The organism is Sphingomonas faeni (genome assembly GCF_003053745.1).
In the GTDB taxonomy this organism is placed as follows: domain Bacteria; phylum Pseudomonadota; class Alphaproteobacteria; order Sphingomonadales; family Sphingomonadaceae; genus Sphingomonas; species Sphingomonas faeni.
Map to the genome: position 1 here is coordinate 76252 of NZ_QAYE01000002.1, position 22470 is coordinate 98721.

At 64.5% G+C, this 22470-nt stretch carries 17 protein-coding genes; 6 read left to right on the forward strand and 11 right to left on the reverse strand.

Translation table 11 applies throughout. The features are described from left to right. Positions 1–8 precede the first annotated feature (8 nt). The 6 genes from pelG to C8J25_RS05200 form a co-directional block, all read right to left on the reverse strand. The gene (gene pelG, locus C8J25_RS05175; protein WP_107952863.1) at positions 9–1406 is read right to left on the reverse strand and encodes an exopolysaccharide Pel transporter PelG; all 1398 of its coding nucleotides are present in this window, start codon (positions 1404–1406) and stop codon (positions 9–11) included. Positions 1407–1430: 24 nt separating this feature from the next. Then, the gene (locus tag C8J25_RS05180) at positions 1431–4826 is read right to left on the reverse strand and encodes a M10 family metallopeptidase C-terminal domain-containing protein (RefSeq protein WP_107952865.1); all 3396 of its coding nucleotides are present in this window, start codon (positions 4824–4826) and stop codon (positions 1431–1433) included. A 662-nt stretch (positions 4827–5488) separates the two neighbouring features. Beyond that, positions 5489–6163 carry an STN domain-containing protein gene (locus C8J25_RS05185; RefSeq protein ID WP_107952867.1) on the reverse strand — a complete coding sequence of 225 codons (675 nt, stop codon included), beginning with the start codon at positions 6161–6163 and terminating at the stop codon, positions 5489–5491. Between the two features lie 175 nt (positions 6164–6338). Continuing rightward, a complete protein-coding gene (locus C8J25_RS05190; protein WP_107952869.1) occupies positions 6339–9461 on the reverse strand; it encodes an efflux RND transporter permease subunit in 3123 nt (1040 codons plus the stop codon). Continuing rightward, positions 9458–10546 (reverse strand): efflux RND transporter periplasmic adaptor subunit, encoded by a 1089-nt coding sequence (locus C8J25_RS05195; protein ID WP_107952871.1) that lies wholly within the window; start codon positions 10544–10546, stop codon positions 9458–9460. The genes C8J25_RS05190 and C8J25_RS05195 overlap by 4 nt, the downstream gene beginning before the upstream one ends. 83 nt (positions 10547–10629) lie before the next feature. After that, on the reverse strand, positions 10630–11301 hold the full coding sequence (locus tag C8J25_RS05200) for a TetR/AcrR family transcriptional regulator (protein ID WP_244186791.1): 672 nt from the start codon (positions 11299–11301) through the stop codon (positions 10630–10632). Between the two features lie 33 nt (positions 11302–11334). On the opposite strand from C8J25_RS05200, the gene C8J25_RS05205 reads away from it, so the two are divergent. Further along, positions 11335–12843 (forward strand): efflux transporter outer membrane subunit, encoded by a 1509-nt coding sequence (locus C8J25_RS05205; protein WP_107953357.1) that lies wholly within the window; start codon positions 11335–11337, stop codon positions 12841–12843. Between the two features lie 14 nt (positions 12844–12857). Continuing rightward, the gene (locus tag C8J25_RS05210) at positions 12858–13313 is read left to right on the forward strand and encodes a PaaI family thioesterase (protein ID WP_107952875.1); all 456 of its coding nucleotides are present in this window, start codon (positions 12858–12860) and stop codon (positions 13311–13313) included. A 67-nt stretch (positions 13314–13380) separates the two neighbouring features. Here C8J25_RS05210 and C8J25_RS05215 read toward each other — a convergent pair whose 3' ends face one another. Both C8J25_RS05215 and C8J25_RS05220 read right to left on the reverse strand, forming a co-directional pair. Next, positions 13381–14121 (reverse strand): NADPH-dependent F420 reductase, encoded by a 741-nt coding sequence (locus C8J25_RS05215; RefSeq protein ID WP_208622518.1) that lies wholly within the window; start codon positions 14119–14121, stop codon positions 13381–13383. 38 nt (positions 14122–14159) lie between these two features. Continuing rightward, a complete protein-coding gene (locus tag C8J25_RS05220) occupies positions 14160–15482 on the reverse strand; it encodes an NtaA/DmoA family FMN-dependent monooxygenase (protein ID WP_107953359.1) in 1323 nt (440 codons plus the stop codon). A gap of 141 nt (positions 15483–15623) precedes the next feature. On the opposite strand from C8J25_RS05220, the gene C8J25_RS05225 reads away from it, so the two are divergent. The 3 genes from C8J25_RS05225 (at position 15624) to C8J25_RS05235 (ending at position 19029) form a co-directional block, all read left to right on the forward strand. Beyond that, the gene (locus C8J25_RS05225) at positions 15624–16208 is read left to right on the forward strand and encodes a TetR/AcrR family transcriptional regulator (RefSeq protein ID WP_107952880.1); all 585 of its coding nucleotides are present in this window, start codon (positions 15624–15626) and stop codon (positions 16206–16208) included. Between the two features lie 480 nt (positions 16209–16688). Further along, positions 16689–18392 carry a catalase gene (locus C8J25_RS05230; protein ID WP_279628726.1) on the forward strand — a complete coding sequence of 568 codons (1704 nt, stop codon included), beginning with the start codon at positions 16689–16691 and terminating at the stop codon, positions 18390–18392. A gap of 67 nt (positions 18393–18459) precedes the next feature. Beyond that, positions 18460–19029, forward strand: coding sequence for an ankyrin repeat domain-containing protein (locus tag C8J25_RS05235; RefSeq protein ID WP_107952882.1), 570 nt, complete (start codon positions 18460–18462; stop codon positions 19027–19029). A gap of 61 nt (positions 19030–19090) precedes the next feature. Here the strand turns inward: C8J25_RS05235 and C8J25_RS05240 are convergent, their stop codons facing one another. Then, entirely contained in the window at positions 19091–19810 is a 720-nt protein-coding gene (locus tag C8J25_RS05240; protein WP_107952884.1) for a glutathione S-transferase family protein, read from the reverse strand. 102 nt (positions 19811–19912) lie between these two features. Between C8J25_RS05240 and C8J25_RS05245 the strand changes: the two genes are divergently transcribed. Next, positions 19913–20479: a TetR/AcrR family transcriptional regulator gene (locus C8J25_RS05245; RefSeq protein WP_208622519.1), complete on the forward strand. Its 567-nt coding sequence runs from the start codon at positions 19913–19915 to the stop codon at positions 20477–20479. Between the two features lie 41 nt (positions 20480–20520). On the opposite strand, the gene C8J25_RS05250 is transcribed toward C8J25_RS05245, so the two are convergent. After that, positions 20521–21015 (reverse strand): peptide-methionine (S)-S-oxide reductase, encoded by a 495-nt coding sequence (locus C8J25_RS05250; protein ID WP_107952886.1) that lies wholly within the window; start codon positions 21013–21015, stop codon positions 20521–20523. A gap of 140 nt (positions 21016–21155) precedes the next feature. Continuing rightward, positions 21156–22433 carry an MFS transporter gene (locus tag C8J25_RS05255; RefSeq protein ID WP_167397664.1) on the reverse strand — a complete coding sequence of 426 codons (1278 nt, stop codon included), beginning with the start codon at positions 22431–22433 and terminating at the stop codon, positions 21156–21158. Positions 22434–22470: the final 37 nt, after the last annotated feature.

Consider the following 22470-nt stretch of genomic DNA (forward strand, 5'->3'; position numbering starts at 1 on the left):
ACTTCCTGTCACAACAGACGCCCTCCGTGCCCCACGACCGAGGGATTGTTGCCGACGAACACCAGGTAAGTGAGGTTGACCGTGGCCTCGGCGACCAGCGCCATGCCGACCGACGCACCGACCACCGCGCCCGCCATATAGCCCCAGCCGAACGCGGCAAACCCCGCGTCCCATTGCAGCAGCGTCGCGACGCCGCTGCCGATCGCGAACGCGGTCCAGGTCAGCAGGATCCGCCCGAACAGGTCGTAATAAGCGAGCACGACCGTTGTCGCGATCACCACGAGGTGGAAGACGGTGCCGAGCGAGGTCTGGCGGAACGCGAAGATCGCCCGCGCGTCCGCGCCGATCAATTCGAACAGCGGCACGGCGAACACCCAGGCGAGCGCGGCGACGAGCGCCTGCACCAGCAGCATGATCCGCAGCCCGCCGAACATCGTCCGCGCGAGTTCGCTGCGCGCCTCCTCGATCCGTTGCAGCGTCGACGTGCCGGTACACCGTACGATCATATCGCCGAACGCGCGATCGAACCGAGTTTCGGTGACGATCAGCAACAGCGTCAGGCCCGGCACCATCGTCAGCAGCCCGAGAAAGCTGCCCTGATCGTTGATCGGATTGAGCCGCAACAACCCGATCGCGCGGATGCTGTCGGGCCCCTCCCACAACAGCAATTTGTCGATCCAGATTGCAGCGACCCCGGCGATGCCCGCCGCCGCGACGATCCACGCGAGCCGCGGCGCCATGGCATCGCGCGCCGGCAGGACGGGCGGGGCGGAGAAATGCCGCCGGATCACGATCATGATCGCGGCCAGCGTCAGGCCGATTCCGCCGGCGATCACGCCGAGCACGACGACGATTTCGGGCGTTGGCAGGAGCCACAAGATCAGCGTCGAAAAGCCGATGCCGAGCAGATAGGCGAGGGGGATCGCGCGGTAGCGGCGTAGCGCGGTGAGCAACGGCGCGGCGATCCAGACCTGGGTAAGCCAGGCGACGATCAGCGTCGCAAGCGCGGCCTCGCCGAACGGAAGCTTTCCAAGCGTCCCGAACACCACAGCCCCGATGCCCAGCGCGATCGCGCCACCGATGGCGAGGGCGACCAGCATGATCCCCGATACGCCGCCAGCATCGCGTGCGAAAATCCGGTCCGCGACCATCCGCGTTGCTAGAATGCCGACGGGTGCCGCGGCGAGTGCGGACAGGCTGAACGCATAGACCAGGATCGTCTGCACCGTCCGCGCGCCATCGGCACCGAGATGCGCGCCCGACCAGTGGTTGAGCATCGCCATCGCGACCGCGGTGATGAGCCACGGTCCGGCGCTGATCACCGCACCGAATGCGGCGGCGCCGACGATCCCGCCGACGCCGCCCTCACGCGCGGTTTTCGCTAATTGGAAGCCTATGCCCGCCATAACACTGCTGGCCTATGCCGCGGACTACATGAAGAAATCGTTTGCAGTCAGCACATGATGCCCGGTCAGCGCGATCGAGAAGTCGGCGGCCGAACCGCTGTCGGTATTGCCCTCGACGACGGTGAATTCCTTGCCGCCGATCATCTGGTAGCTGTAACGGAGCTGCCCCGGTGCGGTGAACTTGCCGGTCGTACCGATGAAGCTGAACGCTTGGTCGCCGCGCGCGAACAGCGACGTGTTCGCGTCGATCATCGACAGGTCGATCTTGTCCTGCCCGACGGTGAAGTCGGTGATGACGTCGCGCGCCGACGACGTCAGGCTGTCGCCCTTCACTTCGAAGCGGAAGATGTCCGCGCCTGCGCCGCCGGTCAACGTATCCATGTCGTCGCCACCGATCAGGATGTCGTTGCCGTCGCCACCGTTGAGGATGTCGCGACCGTCGCCACCGATCAACGTATCGTTGCCCGCACCGCCGTTGAGCGTGTCGTGGCCCATGCCGCCGATCAGGCGATCGTTGCCGCCCAGCCCGTTGAGCACGTCGTTGCCCCAGCTGCCGTCGAGCACGTCTTGTTCGCTGGTGCCGTTGATCGTGTCGGCGAAGATCGTGCCCGTCTTGGTGATGCCGACCACGTCGGTCACGCCGATCGTCAGCGTCTGCGTGTCGATCGCGCCACGCGCGTCGGTCGCGACCACGGTCACGCCGTAGATGTTGTCGCGGTTGGCATCGGTCGGCGCCTCGAAATCGGGTGCGGTCACGAACTTCAGCACGCCCGTGGTCGCGTCGATCGAGAAGTTGGCGCCGTCGCCGCCAGAGCCGATCGAGTATTTGATCGAATCGCCCCAGACGATGTTCGCGTCGGTCGCGGTGATCGTGGTCAGCGCGGTGCCGTTCTCGGCGATCGACAGCGCGCCCGTGGTGCCGCCGCCGAACGAGGTCAGCACCGGATCGACATTGGCCTGCTGGCCGATCTTGACGTCGTGGACGCCGATCGCGCCGAGATCGATCGTCAGGATCTCACCGATCTGGCTGGCGATCGTGCCACCGCTCACCGTCGTCCAATCGGTCCCCGGCGCCTTCAGGTCGACGGTGACCTTGCCTTCGCCCTCGACCGTGAACGTAAGGTCGCGGCCGTCGCCGCTCAGCGTCGTCAGCGTCGCACGCATCGGCAGCGCGGTGATGTGCGTCACGTCGTCCGCGACCGCGCCCATCGTGATAGCATAGGTGCCGCCCGCTTTCGGCAGGAACACCGTGTCCGCGTCATAGGCGTACCAGTTGGCGACATTCTTGATGACCTGGCCGTTGCTCTGGCCGTCGACGTCGAGCGAGAAATTGCCGGTGGTCGCGCCAACCGTCGCGGTGATCGTGTTGCCGACGACGGTCGAGCTGATCGTCGTGTTCTGGAACGCGCTGACCCGGCCTGCCAGATCGGCGAGCGTCACGAACTCGACGCCAGCCGCCGCTGCCTGTGCGACGAAGGTCGTGAACATCTGCTTGGTGTACAGGCTGGTCGCGCCGTCGGCGGCCCACATCGTCGGGCCGTAGTCATGCCACGGCCACACGATGACCGGTGCGTCGGCACCGGCGGTCAGCGCGCCCAGTTCCTTCGCCCAGATCGCGCTGGCCTCGGCGACGGTCTTCTTCTGGAACTCGATCAGCGAGAAGTCGAATGACGTGTTCGGCGCCAGATACACCTTGTCGTCGGCGGCGTTCTGCGGCGTCATATAGCCGATCGCGTTGGGATAGCCCGCACCGACGCCCGAATAACCGCCGCTGAGATACGTCACGTATTTCAGGATTTCCTGGCTCGTCGCGATCTGCTCGGGTGCGCCCGGCACCGCGGCCCCGCCGACCGTCACGGTCTTGCCGAGATAGGCGCTCAGCTGCTTTTCCAGCTCGGTCCGCGACTGGCCGAATTCGAACGCGATCTGCGCATCGGTCAGCAGGTTGGTGTCCATCGGATGCGTGTAGCTGTGCGTGCCGATCTCGTTGCCCGCATCGAGCAGCGCCTTGTAGACCGGCAGCGACACCGCCCAGTCGGTCGCCTGGCCGTTCGCCGGATCGTTGCCGATGTTGACGTAATAGCTGCCAACGAAATTATAGTTCGTCTTCCACTCGGTCAGGATCGGCAGCAGCTTGTTGTAGATACCGGGCGCGGTGCCGGCCGGATTGACCTCGTCGATCTGCTTGCTCTGGTCCATGTCGACGCGCGACGCGAACAGCCCCGACTGACGGGTCATCTGCAGCCCGACCGACAGGCCGTCGCCGTGGACCGAGTAATCGATCGCCTTCTGCAGCAAATTGTCGTCGGCCATCACCGCTTCGCTGGAGAACAGCACGTTGCGGCCCCCGGTCTGCGTCGCGATCGCTGCCGAATAGGTCTGGCCGTTGATCGTCTCGGTCGCGATCGTCGTGCCGGTCCCGCTGACGCTGGTGAACGCATTCCAGCCGACGCCGGTATATTGGCGGATCACCTGTCCGTCGCTGTAGCCGTCGAGCACGAGGTGCGACGCATCGCTCGCCTTCACCGTCACGTCGGCGGGGAAGCCACCGGTCACGCGCGTGGCGTCGAACAACAGCTTCATCCGCGAATAGGAATCGCCAGCGAGCGCGGTGTTGTCCGCGCCGTTGGTCATGAACTCGCCTGCCGCGACCAGGCCGATGCCGAACTGCTTGGTCGCCTGTTCCAGCGTCTGGGCGATCAGGTCCGCCTTGCCCGCCTCGACGTTGCGGAACGACGGGAAGACGATCGTGTCGTACTTGGCGAGCGTCGCCAGGCTGGTGAGGTCGCCTTCGGTCAGGATGTCGAACGGCACGCCGGCCTGCATCGCCTGGGACTGCGCGGCCATGAACAGCTGCGAATAGGCGGTCTTGCTGAAATAGGCGTTGGCGGTCGAATCGGACCAGACGATCGCGATCCGGTGCGACGCGTCGGCGACGATGCCGGTATCGTTGAAAACGGTGAAGGCGGGGTTCGAATAATTGCCCGGCAGGAACGCGGTGTCGTTGACGTCGTAGATGGTGTCGATCGCCTGCGGATTGCCGATCGCCGCCTTGGGCACCTTGAACTCGACGGTGGTGCGATCCGCCGACCAAGCCGCCTGCAAACCGCTGGCCACGAGGGTCTGCCCGGCTGCACCGCTGTACAGCGACACCGTACCGTCGGCGGCAAAGTTGACGTTATACTCGGCGCCACCGGCAAACCCGAAAACCTGGTATCCAGTCGTCGCGTTACGATCGGTGTTAAGCCACGCGGTGGTGTTCGCACCGATCGCGGTGGGGGCCGTGATCGCGAAGGCGAAGTCCGCGCCATCGCTGCGGGCATAGATCGCATAGCCGGTGCCCAGACCACGATCGATGCGATCAGCCGCGGTCCAGTCATTCAGCATGCCATCGAGCATCACCGGTGTTGCGTTCGTCATCGTTCGTCCCCGTTTCAGCCACGGGCTTCACGAGAGCGGCAAGGCTGCCCGTCACGAAGCTCGAGCGCCGCTTAGCGAATACATTCCGTCTTTCGAACAGCTTAGATGCTCGGCTAGGGCGGAACTGTCTCACCGTGGTACGGGGATGCTCGTCTCACCGGCGTGCTGGCGCCAGATAGGCAGGAGGGCGATGACAGCGGACTGTTGGGCGATCCAGGTAAATCCTTACCCCCTGCCATAGGCCTTTCGTGTAAAGCAGTCGAATGCCGAACGCGCTGGCAGCAGCAGTTGAGTCCCACCTCTTGTCTTTCAAAGGCCATTTGTCGACGTGTGAAACCGAAATGAAGGGGCTGTCCGGGTTTTGGTAGGCGAGAAATCATGGCTGCACGTCCGGAGCTGGGGGGCGCCAGCATTTTTGAGCGTTTCGGTACCAAAGTACGCTGGTACCATCGACTAATAATCCTTCCGCCCTCATCTGATCGTCAATGCACGGCTCTTCGACCGTACTTAGATTGAGATAGTGGTCGATTACGAAGGGCGGGTGGACGCGCATGCTTGATCCCAAACCGCTCTCTTGCCGAACACGCCAACGTTGTCCCGGCTTGACGAACCGACCGCATAACGTGCGAGAGCTTGCGATTGGTCCGCCTTTGCCGGCTACTTCATCGGCGAGGCAGGCGGATGACCTGGAATCCGCCCTTGATGGAACGCATCTGGAGACCTGTTCCGTTGAGCATCGCCTGCAAGGCGGCTGTCGGGGTCATCGTGCCTACCACTGGTTGCGACCGCTTACCGCGCGCGAGGTCGGTACCGGAAATCGGGCAGCGGGTCGTCAAGCGCAGTTGCTCAAGGGAGCGGTCAAGCCGATCCCCTGGAATGGCGATTGCGACCGGTTCATTCTGGCAATCGTAGCGGAAGTCTCCGGCCTGGCCCTTGCTGTCCGCTGCTACCAACCCATCGTTTCCATAGCTACGCGCGACGCCGCGACGATCAAGCTCGATGTCGATTGCGCCGAGGGTGCGATTATACGAGGCCAACTCGGCAGCGCTCACGAAATCCTGTTGGCGGGAAAGGCGGTTCAAGCTCGCCTGGGTCTGTCCCACCTGCCTCCGAAGCGTGGCAGCGCGAGCGCTTGTGATCGCGCCACCACGCTGAGCCTCCGTAATCCGCTCCCCCGTGGTCCCAATACGCGCGCGCAGGTCAGCGGACGCACGGGCGTTCGACGCCCGCTGCGCTTGTGTCCCGTGCTGCTGTGCCGACACAGCAAAGGTAGGTGTGGTTACGACTGCCAGGCCAAAGGTGACGGCAAGCAGGGTTCGCGAGAACGACGTCGGCATTGATGTGCTCCAGATGCGCGCGGATGATCCGAGCGCGAGGCGCCTATACGCAGGCCAAATTGAATGGTTGCTGCACTTCCGCACCATCAAGCTTGACTGAGGTTAGAACGTAATTGTCTTGAGACAGCGTCGACCGGATGTCATGTCGTCGTTTGCAGGAAAGTTGGCGAGGCGCTCAAGCAACGGCGGGTGTGGCGGCCTGGCGATTTTCATTTGCTGGCGGCCTAATCCGGAACCACAGCGCGTAGAGCGCAGGCAGGAACACCAGCGTCAGCACCGTTCCGCCGAGTGTCCCGCCGATCAGCGTCACCGCCATCGATCCCCAGAACACCGAGCTGATCAGCGGTACAAACGCGAGCACCGCCGCGAGCGCCGTGAGGATCACCGGACGCGACCGTTGCACCGTCGCTTCGACCACCGCATCATACGGATCCATTCCCTCCTTCTCATGGTCGTGGATCTGGCCGATCAGAATCAGCGTATTGCGCATGAGGATACCTGCGAGCGCGATCAGCCCAAGGATGGCGTTGAAGCCGAATGGCTGTCCGGTCACCAGCAGCGTCGGCACGACGCCGACCAGTCCCAGCGGCGCCGTCAGTAGCACGATCGCCATCGCCGACAGGCTGCGAACCTGCAGGATGATGACGATCATCATCAGCACGATCATGATCGGAAAGATCGGAGCGAGCGCCGCATTGGCCTTGCCGGCCTCCTCGATCGAGCCGGCCATGTCGATATGATAGCCGGGCGGCAGTTTCGCGATCAACGGCTGGAGCTTTTCGAGCATCGCGGTCGAGACGTCGGGTGGCTGGAGGCCGTCCGCGATGTCGCCGCGCACGGTGATCGTCGGCACCCGGTCGCGGCGCTGAAGGATCGGGTCCTCCATCCGGACCTCGATCCTGCCGATCTGACTGACCGGAACACGCTGTCCAGCGCTGCCAGTCAGGGTGTAATCGCCGATCCGAGCGGGATCGAGCCGGTCGGTGCCGGCCGAGCGGGCCACCACATCGACAGTACGGATGTCCTCGCGCGCCTGGCTGACGACAGCGCCGCTGAGCAGGAACTGCAATTGGTCGGCGACGTCGCCCGACGTCAGGCCCAGCGCCCGTAGCCGGTCCTGATCCAGCACGAAGTGCAGCGCCGGCGCGCGGTCACCCCAGTCCGCGTTGACGGTTCGCATCGACGGATCGGCTTGGAGAACCGCCTGCGCCTGGGCCGCGATCCTGCGGACGGTGGCAAGGTCTGGCCCGCTGACACGGAAGGCAACCGGGAAGGGCGAATAGGGCCCAAACGTCAGCTTGGTCGCGCGGATGCGCGCCTGTGGGGCAAGCCCGTCCACGGCCGCCTGACGCAGCTTGATGCTGAGCGTATCGCGCGCCTCCTCGTCGGGCGTGAGGACGATGATCTTGGCAAAGGACGGGTCCGGCAGTTCCGGCGACAGCGACAGGAAGAAGCGCGGCGCGCCTTGCCCGACATAGCCAGTGACGATCGTCGCCTCGGGCTGCTTGCGCAGCCACGCCTCGACCTGCTTTGCCGCGGCTGCAGTCTGCGCGATCGCGGTGCCCTTGGGCATCTGGACTTCGACCAATACCTCGGGTCGGTCGGACGCGGGAAAGAACTGCTTCTTGACCAGCGCCATGCCCGCGCCGGCGATCAGGAATGCCGCCAGTGTCGCCAGCGTGACCAGCAGCTTGCGACGCACCGCCCAGGCGATCACGCCGCGTACCTTCTGGTAGCGCGGGGTCTGGTAGATCGCGGCATGCCCGCCCTCGACCGGCTTGATGTTCGGCAGCAGCTTGACGCCCATATACGGCGTAAAGATCACCGCGACGAACCACGATGCGATCAGCGCGAAACCGACGACCCAGAAGATGTTGCCGGCATATTCACCCGCGGTCGATTGCGCGAAGCCTACCGGCATCAAGCCGATCACCGTCACCAGCGTCCCGGCGAGCATCGGCGCGGCGGTATGGCTCCATGCGTAGGCGGAGGCACGGATACGGTCGTACCCCTCCTCCATCTTCACCACCATCATCTCGATCGCGATGATCGCATCGTCGACCAAGAGCCCGAGCGCGAGGATCAGCGCGCCGAGCGTGATGCGGTCGAGCGCGCGCCCGGTCGCCCACATCACGACCAGCACGACCGCCAGCGTAAGCGGCACGGCTGCTGCGACGACGATGCCGACGCGCCAGCCAAGACTTATCAGGCTGACGATCATGACGATCGCCAGCGCTTCCAGGAACGTGTGCATGAACTGATCGACGGATTCGGCGATGTTGACCGACTGATCGGTGACCGGCGTCAGCGACATGCCGAGCGGCAGTTCTGCACCGATCTTTGCCACCTCCTCCTTCAGCGATTTGCCGAGATCAAGACCGTTCCAGCGCTCGCGCATTACGACGCCGAGCAGCAGCGCCGGTTCGCCCTGGCTGCGGACCAGGAAGGTGGCGGGATCTTCGTAACCGCGCTCGACGGTCGCGATCTCGGACAAACGCAGCGTGTTGCCTCGCGTGACGATCGGCAGGTCTCGGATCTTGGACAGATCGTCGAACGCGCCGTCGAGCCGGACGACGATCTGCTGCCCCTTGCTCTCGATTGCGCCGGCCGGCGTTATAAGGTTCTGCTTGGCGAGCGCGGCGAAGATATCGCGCGGCGAGACGCCGAGCGTCGCCAGCCGTTCCTCGGCGAACTGGACGTACATGCGTTCCGGTCGTTCACCGACGATGTTGATCTTGTTGACGCCGGGAACGTGGAGCAGGCGCTGGCGTAGTTGCTCGGCCTCGCGTGCGAGCAACCGTTGCGGCTCTCCTTTCGCCTTTAGCGCGTAAAGCGCGAAGGTGACGTCGGCATATTCGTCGTTGACGAAGGGGCCGACGACGCCCCGTGGCAGACTGGATGCCTCGTCCGACATCTTCTTGCGGGCTTGGTAGAACTCATCGGCGACCGCGGCGGGCGGGGTGGTATCGCGCAGCGTCAGCGTGGTGAAGGCAAGACCGGGGCGAGTGAACGTCTCGCTGCGGTCATACCAGCGCAGTTCCTGCAGGCGCTTTTCCAGCGGCTCCGCGACCTGATCCTGCATTTCCTGCGCGGTCGCGCCGGGCCAGGCGGTTACGACGGTCATTACCTTGATCGTGAAGCTGGGGTCCTCCGCGCGGCCTAGTTTCGAGAAAGCCACTGCACCGGCGAGGATGATCGCGATCAGGAAGAACAGCGTCACCGATCGTTCGCGCACCGCGAGCGCCGACAGGTTGAAGCGTCCAGGCGCATCCCTCGGATCGTCAGCCCGTCCGCTCATCGCGCCGCACCCGGTGCCGGGGCGATCCGCACCTGTTGCCCCTGATGCAGCATGTGCGCGCCCATCGCGACGAAACGCTGCCCCGTCTCCAAGCCGCCCGTGATCGTCGCGCTTTCCTCGCCGACGGCCGAAACCCGGACCGGTTGCCAGGCGACGGTCGGCGTCGTGCCTTCGCGAACGACCCACACCCCCGGTCCGCGTCCGGTGTCGCGCAACGCACCCAAGGGTATCTCGGTGCTTGCGGTGCTGCCCGGCAGCGCGAGTGCGATTGTGACCGTTGAGCCCAATGGCGCACGTGAGGCCGCGCCGCCCAGCACATAACGCGCCTCGAACGTCCGCGACGCCGGATCGGCGGAATCCGCCAACTGGCGCAGCGTGGCGCTACCGGTGCTGCCGTCGAACGTCCTTGCGCGCGCGACGGAGTTGAGCGGCGGGCGTAGCGTTTCCGGTAATTGCACCAACGCTTCGCGCGGACCGGACCGCGCCACCCGTACGACGATCTGTCCGGCGGTGACGACCTGCCCCGGTTCGGCGAGCGTTTCCACCACGGTGCCGTCGGCATCGGCCAGCAGCGTCGCGTAGGCGGTTTCGTTGCGCGCGACCCGTGCCCGAGCCTGTGCGGCGGACAATTGCGCACGTGCGGAGTCCGCGGCAGCTTTCGCCTGGTCATAGGCGGAGGCAGACACCGCGCCAGCGCCAACCAGATCGCGGAAGCGCCGCTCATCGGCAGCCGTCTGCACCGCGTGTGCACGAGCGGCGTCGACGGTGCCAAACGCGGCACGTGTGGCCAGCGCCAGATCTGCACCATCGAGACGCATCAGCGGTTGGCCGCAGCGCACGACCTGCCCAGCGTTCACCAGTCGCTCGACGACCTTGCCGCCCACCCGGAAGCCGAGGTCGCTTTGCACGCGTGCCGCGACGATCCCCGTGAACTCGCGGGTGGCGTCGTTTGCTTTGATCGGCGTCGCCACGCGTACCAGGGGTGGTTGGGTACGGGGGTCGGGCTTTGCATCGCCGCAGCCGGAGAGCGTCCCGCCAAGCAGGACCGGGATGGCGATGGCATAGCAACGAAAGCGGTTCGACACGCGACGGTCCTCCTGAAAACAGGACGACGAATGCTATCGAGTTACCAATATGTCAACTAGTCACAAACTCGCAGTGCTGCTGCCTACGGCGCAAGGCTGCGAAGAATGAGGCTCGTGACCTCGTTCTGTGCCTCCGGCAAAAGGTCCAGATTGCGTTCCAGGTGAAGCGGATCGATGAAGGGCATCATCGCGTAGAAGATTGCGCGGCAGGTTTCGTCCAACGGCGTCTTGCGCTCGAATTCCCCGTTCTCGCGACCTTCACGGACGAGGTCCTCGACGATCGACCTGAGCGTCGCCGAATAGTATTTGGCGGAGTTCCACTGCTCGAGTGCAGAGAGCGCCGCGACTTCATAAATCTTCCGATCATCGAAGAACAAAGCGACGCTGAGTGCCGTCACGCTACGAAACATCCGGCGAAACCGGTCTGTTGCACTGCCGCCCTCGTCCATTGCCACCCGGGCTTCGGTAATGATCCGGTCCAGGCGATCTTTGCAAATCGCCTCGCCGATCGCCTGTTTCGATTCGAAAAAACGATAGATGTATGCCTTCGAGAACCCGATCCCCCGGGCAAGATCGGCGACGGTCGTCTTCTGGTACCCATAGCGCGCAAAACATTCGTTGGCCGCGTCGATGATCTGATCGCGCACCGCATGTTCGGCGGGACCGCGCGCTAGCGTTTCGGAAGTAGGTGCCTGGCTCATCACTCCAGATAATCGGATACGGACGTATTGACAATAAGTGACCAATGCGGCCATCGGTAACAGCGTTAGTCGGGGTAGGATTTGATGATGCGACCTTTACCGCATGGGCGGGCGTCGGTTCTTGCACTCCTGTTTCTGTCGGGTTGCGCAGTGGGGCCGCGCTATGTGGCACCGGCGACATCGGCGCCCGCGACCTATGTAGGTGGAGCGGCTGTGGATGCCCGATTGGTTCCCGCCGACGCTGCCGACATGATCAACTGGTGGCGGTCGTTTGATGACCCTGTGCTCACAGGCCTGGTCGAACAGGCGCTCGCCCAGAACCTCGACCTCCAGCAGGCGCGCGCGCGGGTGATGCAGGCTCGTGCCGCACTGAAGGGCGCCAACGCCGCGTTATTGCCGTCGGGGCAGATCAGCGGACAGGTCGGCGAAACCTACCAGTCGCTGGAGACGCCGATCGGCCGGATCGGCAGCGCCTTTCCGCAATTCGACCGCTCGACCGAAACGTACGAGGCGAACCTCGGCGCAAGTTGGGAACTCGATGTGTTCGGCGGACGCGATGCCGCCCGGGATGCGGCGCGGGCGGACTGGGAGGCATCGGCCGCGAGTGCCGTCGCGGCACGGCTGGTCGTCGCGGCGCAGACGGCGGACACCTATATCCTGGTCCGGGCATTGCAGGCCCGCCTCGATGTCGCGCGTTCACAGGCGGCCACGCAACAGCGCCTCGTCGGCCTGATCGCCTTGCAATATCGCAAGGGCCTCGCCGCGGAACTTCAGCTCCGGCAGGCGGAAGGGGCGTCGGCTCAGGTGCGCGCCAGCGTTCCGGCGCTCCAGAACGAGCTGGATATCGCCATGAACGCGCTCGACGTGCTCGTCGGCATGCAGCCGGGCAGCAATCGATCCCGGCTTGCCGGTCCCGCCGCGATACCATCCCCTCCCAAGGTATCGACGGCGGGCGGGCCAGCTGCGCTGCTGCGACGCCGACCCGACATCATCGCGGCCGAGCGCACGCTGGCGGCGTCGAATGCCCGGATCGGGGCGGCGGTGTCGGAATACTACCCGAAATTCTCACTCAGCGGCCTGCTAGGCACCGCCACCACGGCTGCCGGTGGCCTGTTCGGTGGCAGTGCAACGCAGGCCAGTGGCGTGCTTGGGCTGCGGTGGCGACTGTTCGACTTCGGTCGGGTCGATGCCGAGATCAGGGCGGCCAAAGGGCGCAACGCGGAAGCCCTGGCGGCCTATCGCCTGACCGTCCTGCGTGCGTCGCAGGACGTCGAGGATGCGTTTTCGACACTGGTCCAACAGGAAGCACGCGCCGCGATGCTGGTACAGGGTGAGGTGTCGCTTACTCGGGCCAGGGCGACGTCCGATACGGCCTACCGGGGCGGGGTCATCAGCCTCATCGAGGTCTTGGACGCGGACCGGCGCCTGTTGGAGACGCGCGACGGGGCAATCCAGGCGCGAGCGGCCGCAAGCCGTGGCGCGGTAGCGTCGTTCCGTGCGTTGGGCGGTGGCTGGGACCCGGCTCGTATCGCCACGTCGACCGATGTCAGGGGTAGTGCCGATGCCGGTGCGGTATTGGCCAGTCAAAACAAGTGAAGGGAGGGAATGCCATGTCGTCAATTGCTGCTGAAGGTCCTGATGGGCTAGCCCAGGTTCGCGCGTTGCTCGCGACCGGACGGCAACCGCCACTCGGCGAAAAACTCGGTATTTCGCTGATCGAAGCGGACCATGGGCTCGCGGTCTTCGAGGCAACGCCAGACGGCAGCTCGTACAATCCGATGGGGTCGGTCCATGGCGGGTACATTGCGACGATCCTCGACAGCGCCTGCGGCATCGCGGCCCATACGGCGCTGAAGCCGGGATACGGGTACACGACGCTGGAGTTGAAGGTATCGTTCGTGAAGGGGCTTAGCAGCACCAGCGGCACGATCCGCGCCACCGGCCGGCTGATCTCGATAGGGCGGCGTGCGGCCTTTACCGAGGCCACACTACACAACGACAAGGGGCAGGTCTGTGCGACGGCAACGTCGACCTTATTGGTGTTCGAGCTGCCGCCAGGGAAGTGAGATCCCGTTCTCGCTGCCGGTTATTGTTCGGTTCGGCACAACCGGCGGCGCCAAGCCAGCGTGCCGATCAATGCGGAGCAGTGACCTCGCGGTTGCGCGTGACTATGGTTTCGTGACTGGGCGGGGTCTCGCTGCTGGCAAATTCAGACATCAGGGCGTCACGATTCCGCGGTGCATCGTCCTTGACCGCCTGAGCCAGCGCGGTCTCAAGTTCTGGCGCCGTCAGTTCGGTGCAGTACGCGGGCGTACCGGGCTGATGCCGCCATGACCCGTCAATGTCGCCAGCATCGACGGGATCGAAGCCGGCAGCGTCGACGAGCTTCGCCGCGACCGCCTTGGCCGCTCGGTCGTCGCCCGAGATCGGCATCGCGATCCGGTGTGCATCCCCTAAGGGCTTGCCGGCGTCCGCGAGCGTCTTGGCAAGGGCTGCGTTGAACGTCTTGATGACCGGGTGGCCAAGCTGCTCGCTGGACCAGATGCTTTCTGGCTTGCCCTCGTCAATCTCGGCAATCCGAGTGCCGAACTGCGGGTAATAGTTCGAGGTGTCGATCACGACGACATCTGCCGGGACATCGGCAAACAGCGTCGCAACGTCGGGAATGCTGGCGAACGGTATCGAGAGGACGATGACCTCGACATTCCTGACGGCGTCCTCGGAGGTGACGGCGGCGGCGCCGATTTGCCCCGCCTGATCGCGAATGTCGTCGGGGCCCTTGGACCCTGCGAGTTTGACGGTGTGCCCTGCTGCAACGAGCTTGCGGGCGATCGTGCCACCAATGTTGCCTGCGCCGATAATGCCGATGTTCATGCTGGTACCTTTCGGATGATGTCTGGAATCAAAGTGCGTCAAGCGCTGACGCGTGGATCGAGCCCGTACTGGGCGGGCGCGCCGAGGTGATCGCGAAGGGTCGTTCCTGCGTAGTCGCGATGGAACAGTCCGCGCTCCTGCAGGATGGGGACGACCCCATCTACGAAGGCATCCACGCCATCATCGTAGATGTCAGGCGACACCCAGAAGCCATCGACCGCGCCCGCTTCGAACCATTCCTGCATGTGATCGGCTGCCTCGACAGCGGGCCCGACGATGGCGGGATGATAGTCGATCACGCCCTGCGCCAGGATGTCGCTTACGCTCCATCCTTCACGCGCGATCCTGAGTGCGTTTGCGGCGCGAGGATCGCGGGGCGACGGCCGTGCCGAGGCAAGCTGCTCCGGCGACAGCGGGTCATTCAGACGCGTCGGATCAAGCCTTACCCCCAGCATCTGCCCAAGATATCCGGCACGCTCCGGGAAGGTTCGTCCGGTCATCTTCGTGCGTCGATCGAGCCCACTGCGCCGATCGGCGGTGATCGTCGTCATCAGTCCAGCGAAATACTTGACCTCGTCGGGATCGCGGCCAGCGGCTTCCGCTGCATTTCGCAAGGCATTCCGCTGCGCGCGCGCGTCTTCGATCGTGAAGGCCGCGCCTATCAGAGCGTTGGCATGCCGCCCGGCGACTGCATGCGCGTTCGGGCTGCCACCGGCGTGAAAGACGATCGGCTGCCCCTGTTCGGAGGGCGGGATATAGAGGGGCCCGCGGGAGGCGACGAACTTGCCACCCATGTTGATGGGGGCAATCTCGCTGGCGTCGGCAAAGCGGCCGGTTTCCTGATCATGCGTCCAGGCATCGCGACCCCAACTGCCCCAGAGTGCCTGTACCAGCTGGATCGTCTCGAAGGCCCGACCGTATCGATCCGGGCTGGAAGGAAGGCGCTTTCCGTAGTTCGCAGCGACGTCTTCGCCGCTTGAGGTGACGGCGTTCCATCCCGCCCGTCCGTGGCTCATGACGTCCAGCGCCTTGAACTGCCGAGCCAGATTATAGGGCTCGTTGAATGTGGTCGAACCGGTAGCGACGAGCCCGATACGACTGGTCTCGCGAGCAACCGCAGCGAGCGTCAGCATCACGTCGAGGTTGAAGTGCGGGGGTTCGTTCTCGATGTCGGCGACCACGCTGGGACCGTCCGGCAGGAACAGAAACTGGAGCTTCCCACGCTCAGCCGCCTGAGCATGGCGAACCTTTGCGTCGAAGCTCGCATAGCTCGCCGGATCGACCCCCGGCATGCGCCATGACCCGGGTTGGGAGCCGTAGCCATTACCCAATTGCATGCCGATGATCATCTGCCGCGCCATCATCATTCCTTGCTGAGCCGTACCAGCGGTGCGTGCCCTCTACTTTGCCAAACCGGAGAAACACCCTATATGCGGGGACGTTCTCCGCTTGAACTGCAGATACGGAGACACTCCCCGGTATTCAAGGCCTCGCGATCGACGATGACAAATTCGGCCACGCAGCGACGCCCGCGTAAGGATGCACAGCAGAACCGAACGCATATCCTCCAGGTGGCGCGAGAGGCTCTGACCAGCGCTGGGGGCGATGTATCGATGGACGGCATCGCCAAGCAGGCGGGCGTCGGCTCCGGGACGCTGTATCGGCATTTCCCGAACAAGGATGCGCTGCTCGCTGCACTGCTCGATGCGCATCACGAGGGTTTGGACCAGCGCCGCGCGCGCATCGAGGCGGAAGTGAGCGATGCCGGCCAAGCGCTACACCAGTGGATCGACGCACTGGGCGACTGGATGCTGGGCTATGACGGCTTGTCCGATTCACTTCGGGCGGCGTGGTCGCGGACCAATTCACCACTGACGCCAACGTGCCAGAACGTCGTCGATACCACCGAGGTATTTCTCCGAGCCGCGCAGGATGCGGGCCTCGCCAAATCGATGTTGACCGGACGCGATATCTTTCTCGGCGCGCTCGCTGTCGCGTGGGCTACCGGCGCAACGACACCAGACGAAGCGACGGGGACGAGACTCCGCGGAATGCTGAAGAGTGGCTGGTCCAGTACGACCGCCTGAGGCTCATCTTGCTTTCCCTCCCGTCGAGATCAGTTCGGGCGTTTCGGCTGCCGCCGCGATCTTACCGGAAGCGGACCGTCTGCTATCCCCGTTATCACGACGTTCATGCCGGATAATCGTACCTCGATCGCGATCAGCACGGCGATGAATGAGTATCCGCAGTTGGGAAGCGGGGAAGGGGGCGCGCGAATGTCCGGTGCGGCACGCCGGCCGGTAGGTCGCCACTACGATAGGCGAACAGGATCGCCCGAGCCGCGACCCCTTAACCGCGCGCATTTCCTCAGGATGTTGCGCGCCGCGACTGGCAGTGCATCGGTATGCCGGAATAGGCGGTCAGGGCACCCATGCGATCGCCTTACTCGATTGCTGTCATTGAGATCTCCGGTTTCGCGCGGATGGGCTTCTCGTTCAGGGAGACCTCTCGCCGCACGTCCTGTGCGGGTGTGCCGCTTTGGCGGTACGCGAGAACCAGGGGTATCCATGACGAATTCGAAGAGCCGCCAGACGCTGGTGGCAATGTTGCTCACCGCTGCGTCGGCAAGCGCAATGATCCAGCCGGTCGGCGCGCAGACGATGGCGCCAGCCGAAACGCAGGCCGAGACCCGCATGACCACCGCGGCCGCGCCGGTCAGCGCCGGCAAGCCCGCGCTCGCGCAGGCCGGTGTCGCCGGCACGGTCGATGCGAAGGGCGATGCCGGCAGTGCCGCAGCCCCGCAGATGACCCGCGACAATGGCGCGCCGATCGGTGAGAACCGTCACTCGAAGGCAGCCGGCGATCTGGGGCCGGTGCTGCTCGAAGACACCACGCTGATCGAGAAGCTGGCGCGTTTCGACCGCGAGCGGGAGCCCGAGCGCGTCGTCCATGCGCGAGGCACCGGCGCGCACGGCGTGTTCACCGCCACCGCCGACATCTCGACCATCACCAACGCATCGCTCTTCGCGAACGGCAAGCAGACGCCGGTGTTCGTCCGCTTTTCGACCGTGATCCATCCGTCGGGCAGTCCCGAGGGTATGCGCGATCCGCGTGGCTTCGCGACCAAGTTCTACACCGACCAGGGCAATTGGGACCTCGTCGGCAACAACCTGCCGATCTTCTTCATCCGCGACGCGATCCAGTTTCCGGACATGATCCATTCGCTGAAGCCGTCGCCGGTGACGAACAAGCAGGATCCCAACCGGTTCTTCGACTTCTTCTCGGCCACGCCCGAGGCGACCAACATGCTCGCCCACGTCTATTCGAACCTCGGCACGCCCGCGTCCTACCGGACGATGGACGGCAATGGCGTCCACGCGTTCAAGCTGGTCAATGCCAAGGGCGAGACCGTGTTCGCCAAGTTCCGCTGGATCAGCCGCCAGGGCGTGAAGAACCTCAACGGCGCGCAGGTCGCGACCGTGTCGTGGAACTACCTGACCGACGATCTCTACGGCGAGATCGCAAAGGGCGACTTCCCGACCTGGGACCTGATGGTCCAGACGATGAAGCCGTCAGAGTTCGCCAAGCTCGATTACAACCCGTTCGACGACACCAAGGAGTGGCTGGGCGTGCCGTTCCGCAAGATCGGCGAGATGACGCTCAACAAGGTGCCGACCAACTTCTTCGAGTTCACCGAGCAGTCGGCGTTCGCGCCGGCCAATATGGTGCCGGGGATCGAGGCGTCGCCCGATCGCATGCTGCAGGGCCGGCTGTTCTCCTATTCGGACACGCAGCGTCACCGGATCGGTGCCAACGTCATGCAGTTGCCGGTCAACCGGCCGCTCGCCAGCGTCGTCAACAACAACCAGGACGGCCAGCTCGATCACGCCACGCGGACCTCGGATGTGAACTACTTCCCGGCCGCAACCGCCGCGAAGTCGACCGATGCGCGCTATCGCGCCTCGACCTACGCGGTCGATGCGACGGTCGATGCCAAGCCGATCGCGAAGACCAACAACTTCGCGCAGGCAGGCGACTTTTACCGCGCGCTTAAGGCACAGGATCGGACCGACCTCGTCACCAACCTGGCGGGCGACCTGAACGTCGTGACGTCGGCGCGGACGAAGACGATCATGGTCAGCTATTTCTACCAGGCGGACCAGGACTTCGGCACGCGCCTCGCGACCGCGGTCAACGTACCGATGGCGGACGTGTCGCGCGCCGTGGCAGAGTACCGCACCGCCAACCCGGCGCAGACCGCGCGCCGCTAACGGTAGGGCAGGGGGCGCGGTGTGACCCGTGCCCCCCCCATTTTGCTTTCGAGAAACGAGACTGACGATGCTGATATTCCTCGCGGCGCTCGCCGCAGCCGCAGCGCCGCAAGCTGCGCCCGCCAACCGGCCGGTATCGCCTGCGGTGGTCGCGCCATCGCCTGAACGCCGCCAGCAATTGCTGTTCGACGCCGCCCGGCTCGGTCGCACCGACATGATCGATCCGCTGCTCAAGGCGGGCGCGGACATCAACGCGTATGACGATCGCGGTTTCACGCCATTGATCCTCGCGGCCTATAACGGTCAGGCGGCGACCGTCGACGTGCTGATCGCGACGGGCGCGGACGCGTGTCGTCCCGATCGCGACCAGGGCAACACCGCGCAGATGGGCGTCGCCTTCAAGGGCGAGGACGCGGTCGCCGCACGTTTGTTGAAGGCCGGATGCGACGTGAACGCGCGCAACAACGCCGGCCAGACCGCGCTGATGATGGCATCGCTCTTCAACCGCACGCGGCAGGTCGACATGCTGCTCGCTGCAGGTGCCAATCGTTCGATCCAAGATGCCGCGGGCCGCTCGGCAAGCTCGGTCGCCGCCGATCAGGGCAACGCTCCGATGGCGGCACGCGTAAAGCACTGAGTGTCGCTGTCGTTCCGCACGAACCGGTCGCCGGCACGTGCGGAACGACGAAGAGGATCAGTTACGGCCGATTGTCGAGTTCCGGCACGCCGCTGTTGCGGTCCGCATAGGCAGCGAGGAACGTCGGCCGCTCCTGCCAGCGCCGCCAGAACGCGTCGATATGCTCGTAGCGCTCGTCGAGCGGCATCGCGTTCACCGCAAACTTCGAGAACGCGATCGCGGTCGCCATCGTGATGTCTGAGAAGGTCGGCTCGTCACCGCCCAGCATCCACGCGCGACCGTCCGACAGATGCCGGTCGACCAGCGCGGTATGCGCCAGCGCCTCCTTGCGGCAATGCTCGCCCCACGCGGCGTTCGCGGTCAGCTCGAGCTTGGGGCCGAGACCCTGATGCAGGACGTGGAACGCGGTTGTGATGCGGTAGAGGATGTGCACCCAGATGCGGTTGTCCCACATCATGTCGAGACCCTGCTGCTCCGGCGTCTCGCCCATGATCCGCCGACCCGGATATGCCTGATCGAGATAGCGAACGACTGCGGCCGTCTCTGAGATGAAGCTGCCATCCGCCAGTTCGAGCGTCGGCGTCTCGCCCCACGGATTCATCTTCAGGTGCTTCCACTGCCGCTGCTCGCCGACCGGCGACATGTCGTAGACCGTTTCGTCGAAGCGGTCGGCAATGCCCTTTTCGTGCAGGAAGATGCGCAGGCGCTGCGGGTTCGGGAAGGCGGACGGGGAGGTGAACAGGCGAAGTTTTGCGGTCGATGGCGACGTTTGAACGGTCATGACATATCCCTACCAAGTGATCGGTAGTGGCTAACTGCGTGCTTGCGCGGCGCGCGTCAACGTCTATCTACCAGTTGGTCGGTTGGCGGGATGGAAATGTGTATGGCGAGTTCGAATTCCAGGGAAGCCGTGCTCGCCGCGGCGAAGCGAAGCGCGATGGCGCGCGGCTATAACGGCCTCAACTTTCGCGACATCGCTGCCGAGGTCGGGATCAAGGCACCCAGCATCTATCATCATTTCGCGACCAAGGCCGAACTCGGCGCGGCGGTCGCGCGGCGCTACTGGGAAGATACCGTCACGCAACTGGCGGCTATATCGGACGAAGCGCACGATCCGCGCATGGCCCTGCGTCGCTACCCCGAGATCTTTCGCAAGTCGCTCGCGAACGACAATCGCATCTGCCTGTCGAGCTTCATGGCCGCCGAATACGACGATCTGCCCGACCCGGTTAAAATCGAGGTGCAGGGCTTTGCCGACGTCAACGTAGCGTGGCTCAGCACGCTCCTCGTCGACGCCGAAATCCTGGGTCCCGACGAAAGCGAAATCCGGGCTAGGGCGATCTATGCGGCGGTTGCGGGCGCGCAGCTGTTCGCACGCGGTCGCGCGGATATCGCCCTCTTCGATACGATGATCGCCAGCTACCGCGCGGCCGGGCTTTTGCCGGCTTAGTAGCAGGGGCCGGACATGCGGTGTTCGACTGAATGGGTCGGTCAAAGCTCCCGAGCCGTGCCTTCCGGTAAGGCAATTTCGGCAAAATGGCGACGGATATAGTCCAGCTTTGGATCGATGTAGCGACGACAAAACGGCCTGTCCGGGTCCGTCCGGTAGTAGTTCTGGTACCGCGCGTCCGAGGGTTTGAAGTCAACGAAGGGGAGAACCATGGTCCGCGCCGCCTGGCCCGTTTCCTCGGCAAACCGAGCGATCACGCGGGCAACGTCATCGTGTTGATCCGCCGCGAAGACATAGATCGCGCTCCGATACCGCCCGCCGGGCGAGTAGATGCCGTTCGCCGAATGCGTTCTCAGGTGAACCTCCGCCAGCGTCGACAGGCTGATGATTGCGGGGTCGAAGCTGACGATCACGGCTTCAGCCCACACGTCCGAAGGCGCCTCCGACCGAATGAAGCCCTGATCGACGTGGTCGACGCCGCGCAGCGCCTGAAACACACCCTCGGTGCACCAATGGCAGCCGCCACCAGACCCGATTCAATCCAATCCCGCTCTCCCGTGCCCCGACCGCATGATGCATATGGACGCTGGCCGCGGGTCTTGAACCCGGTGGGGCAAGATTCCTGAAATCGGATGCGGGCCCATGCCAGTGGGAGGATGCCGCGTCCGACGTTGCTTCAACCGTTTCGGGCCGCCACCATCGCGCGTCTTGTCGACCGTCGGAATTTCAGCGAAGCAACTGCAGCGAGGCAGATGAGTGCCCCGGTCAGTGGCACCATCCAGGCCATCGTCAGCAAATGCCGCTGCTCGACCGGGCCGAAGGGCGCCGATTCGTCCCACCCGATGATCGACAGGCCGCGCCCGAGCAGAGCTCCGCTGATGCCGCCGCCAAGCTTCAAGGTGAGAAGCAACAGCGCCACCGGTAGCCCCTCGAGCCGGATACCCGTCCGGTGCTCGCCGTGGTCGATCGATCCGGCGAGCAGTACCCAGATCATCATCTGCAATCCTGCGTTGCCGATCCCGAACAGCGCGATACCCGCTATCGTCACGAATTTACCCGTTGCGAAGACGAGAAGTCCGATCGCGATGATGGTCAGCGCTGCAACCAGGACCTCTCGCTGCCGGACACGACGGGCGATCGCCATCCACGCCGGCAGCGCCACGAGTTGCGACACCGCAAGCGTCGTCAGCGCGCGACCCGTCCACGCCGCGTCATGGATCACGCCCTTGCCGATATAGGCGAACGATCGCGCAAAGAACGGCAAGGTCAGGGCCTGTGCGAACCCGAGCGCGAGCAACATCAGGAGCGGCCGATTGCCGATGATCCACGCAAGCGATCCGCCGTGCTTTGGCTCGGATTGCGGTATTTTCGCCACCGGTACCGATGCCGAGGACAGCCACAGCGTGCCGACATACGCCAAGGCGGCAAAACTGGTCACGGCGAGCAGCTCATAGCCTCCGTCATTCGTCGGATCGACGAACGCCTGCGCGAAATGCGCGACCGTCAGGGCACCAAGGCAGCTGAACATGTACCGCAGGCCGGACAAGGTCGTCGCCGCGCCCGGAGTCTTGGTCATCCGCATCATCAGCGCGTTGTGCGCTACGTCGCAGACCGAATACGCAGTACGGAACAGCAACACGATCGCGATTGCCCAAGCGAGGATCGCGCCGCCGCGCCAGCCCGGATCGACGAAGAAGATCGCGAAGAAAATCCCGACAAAGGGGGCGCCGACGAACAGAAGGCGACGATACGTGCCGAGCCTGTCGGTGGAGCGATCGAGCAGGCGCCCGAGCAGGGGATCGCAGAGGCCATCCCAGACGAGCCCGATCATCACGACCAGCCCGGCTACCCCAGCCGATACGCCCCAACGCTCGGTCAGGACGAACAGCAGGAACACGTCCATCGTCGACGCGAGGACGTTCTTGCCGAAATTGCCGCTGGCGTAACCGACCATGCGCATCCTACCGGCCTGGGGCCGATGTTCGAATGCG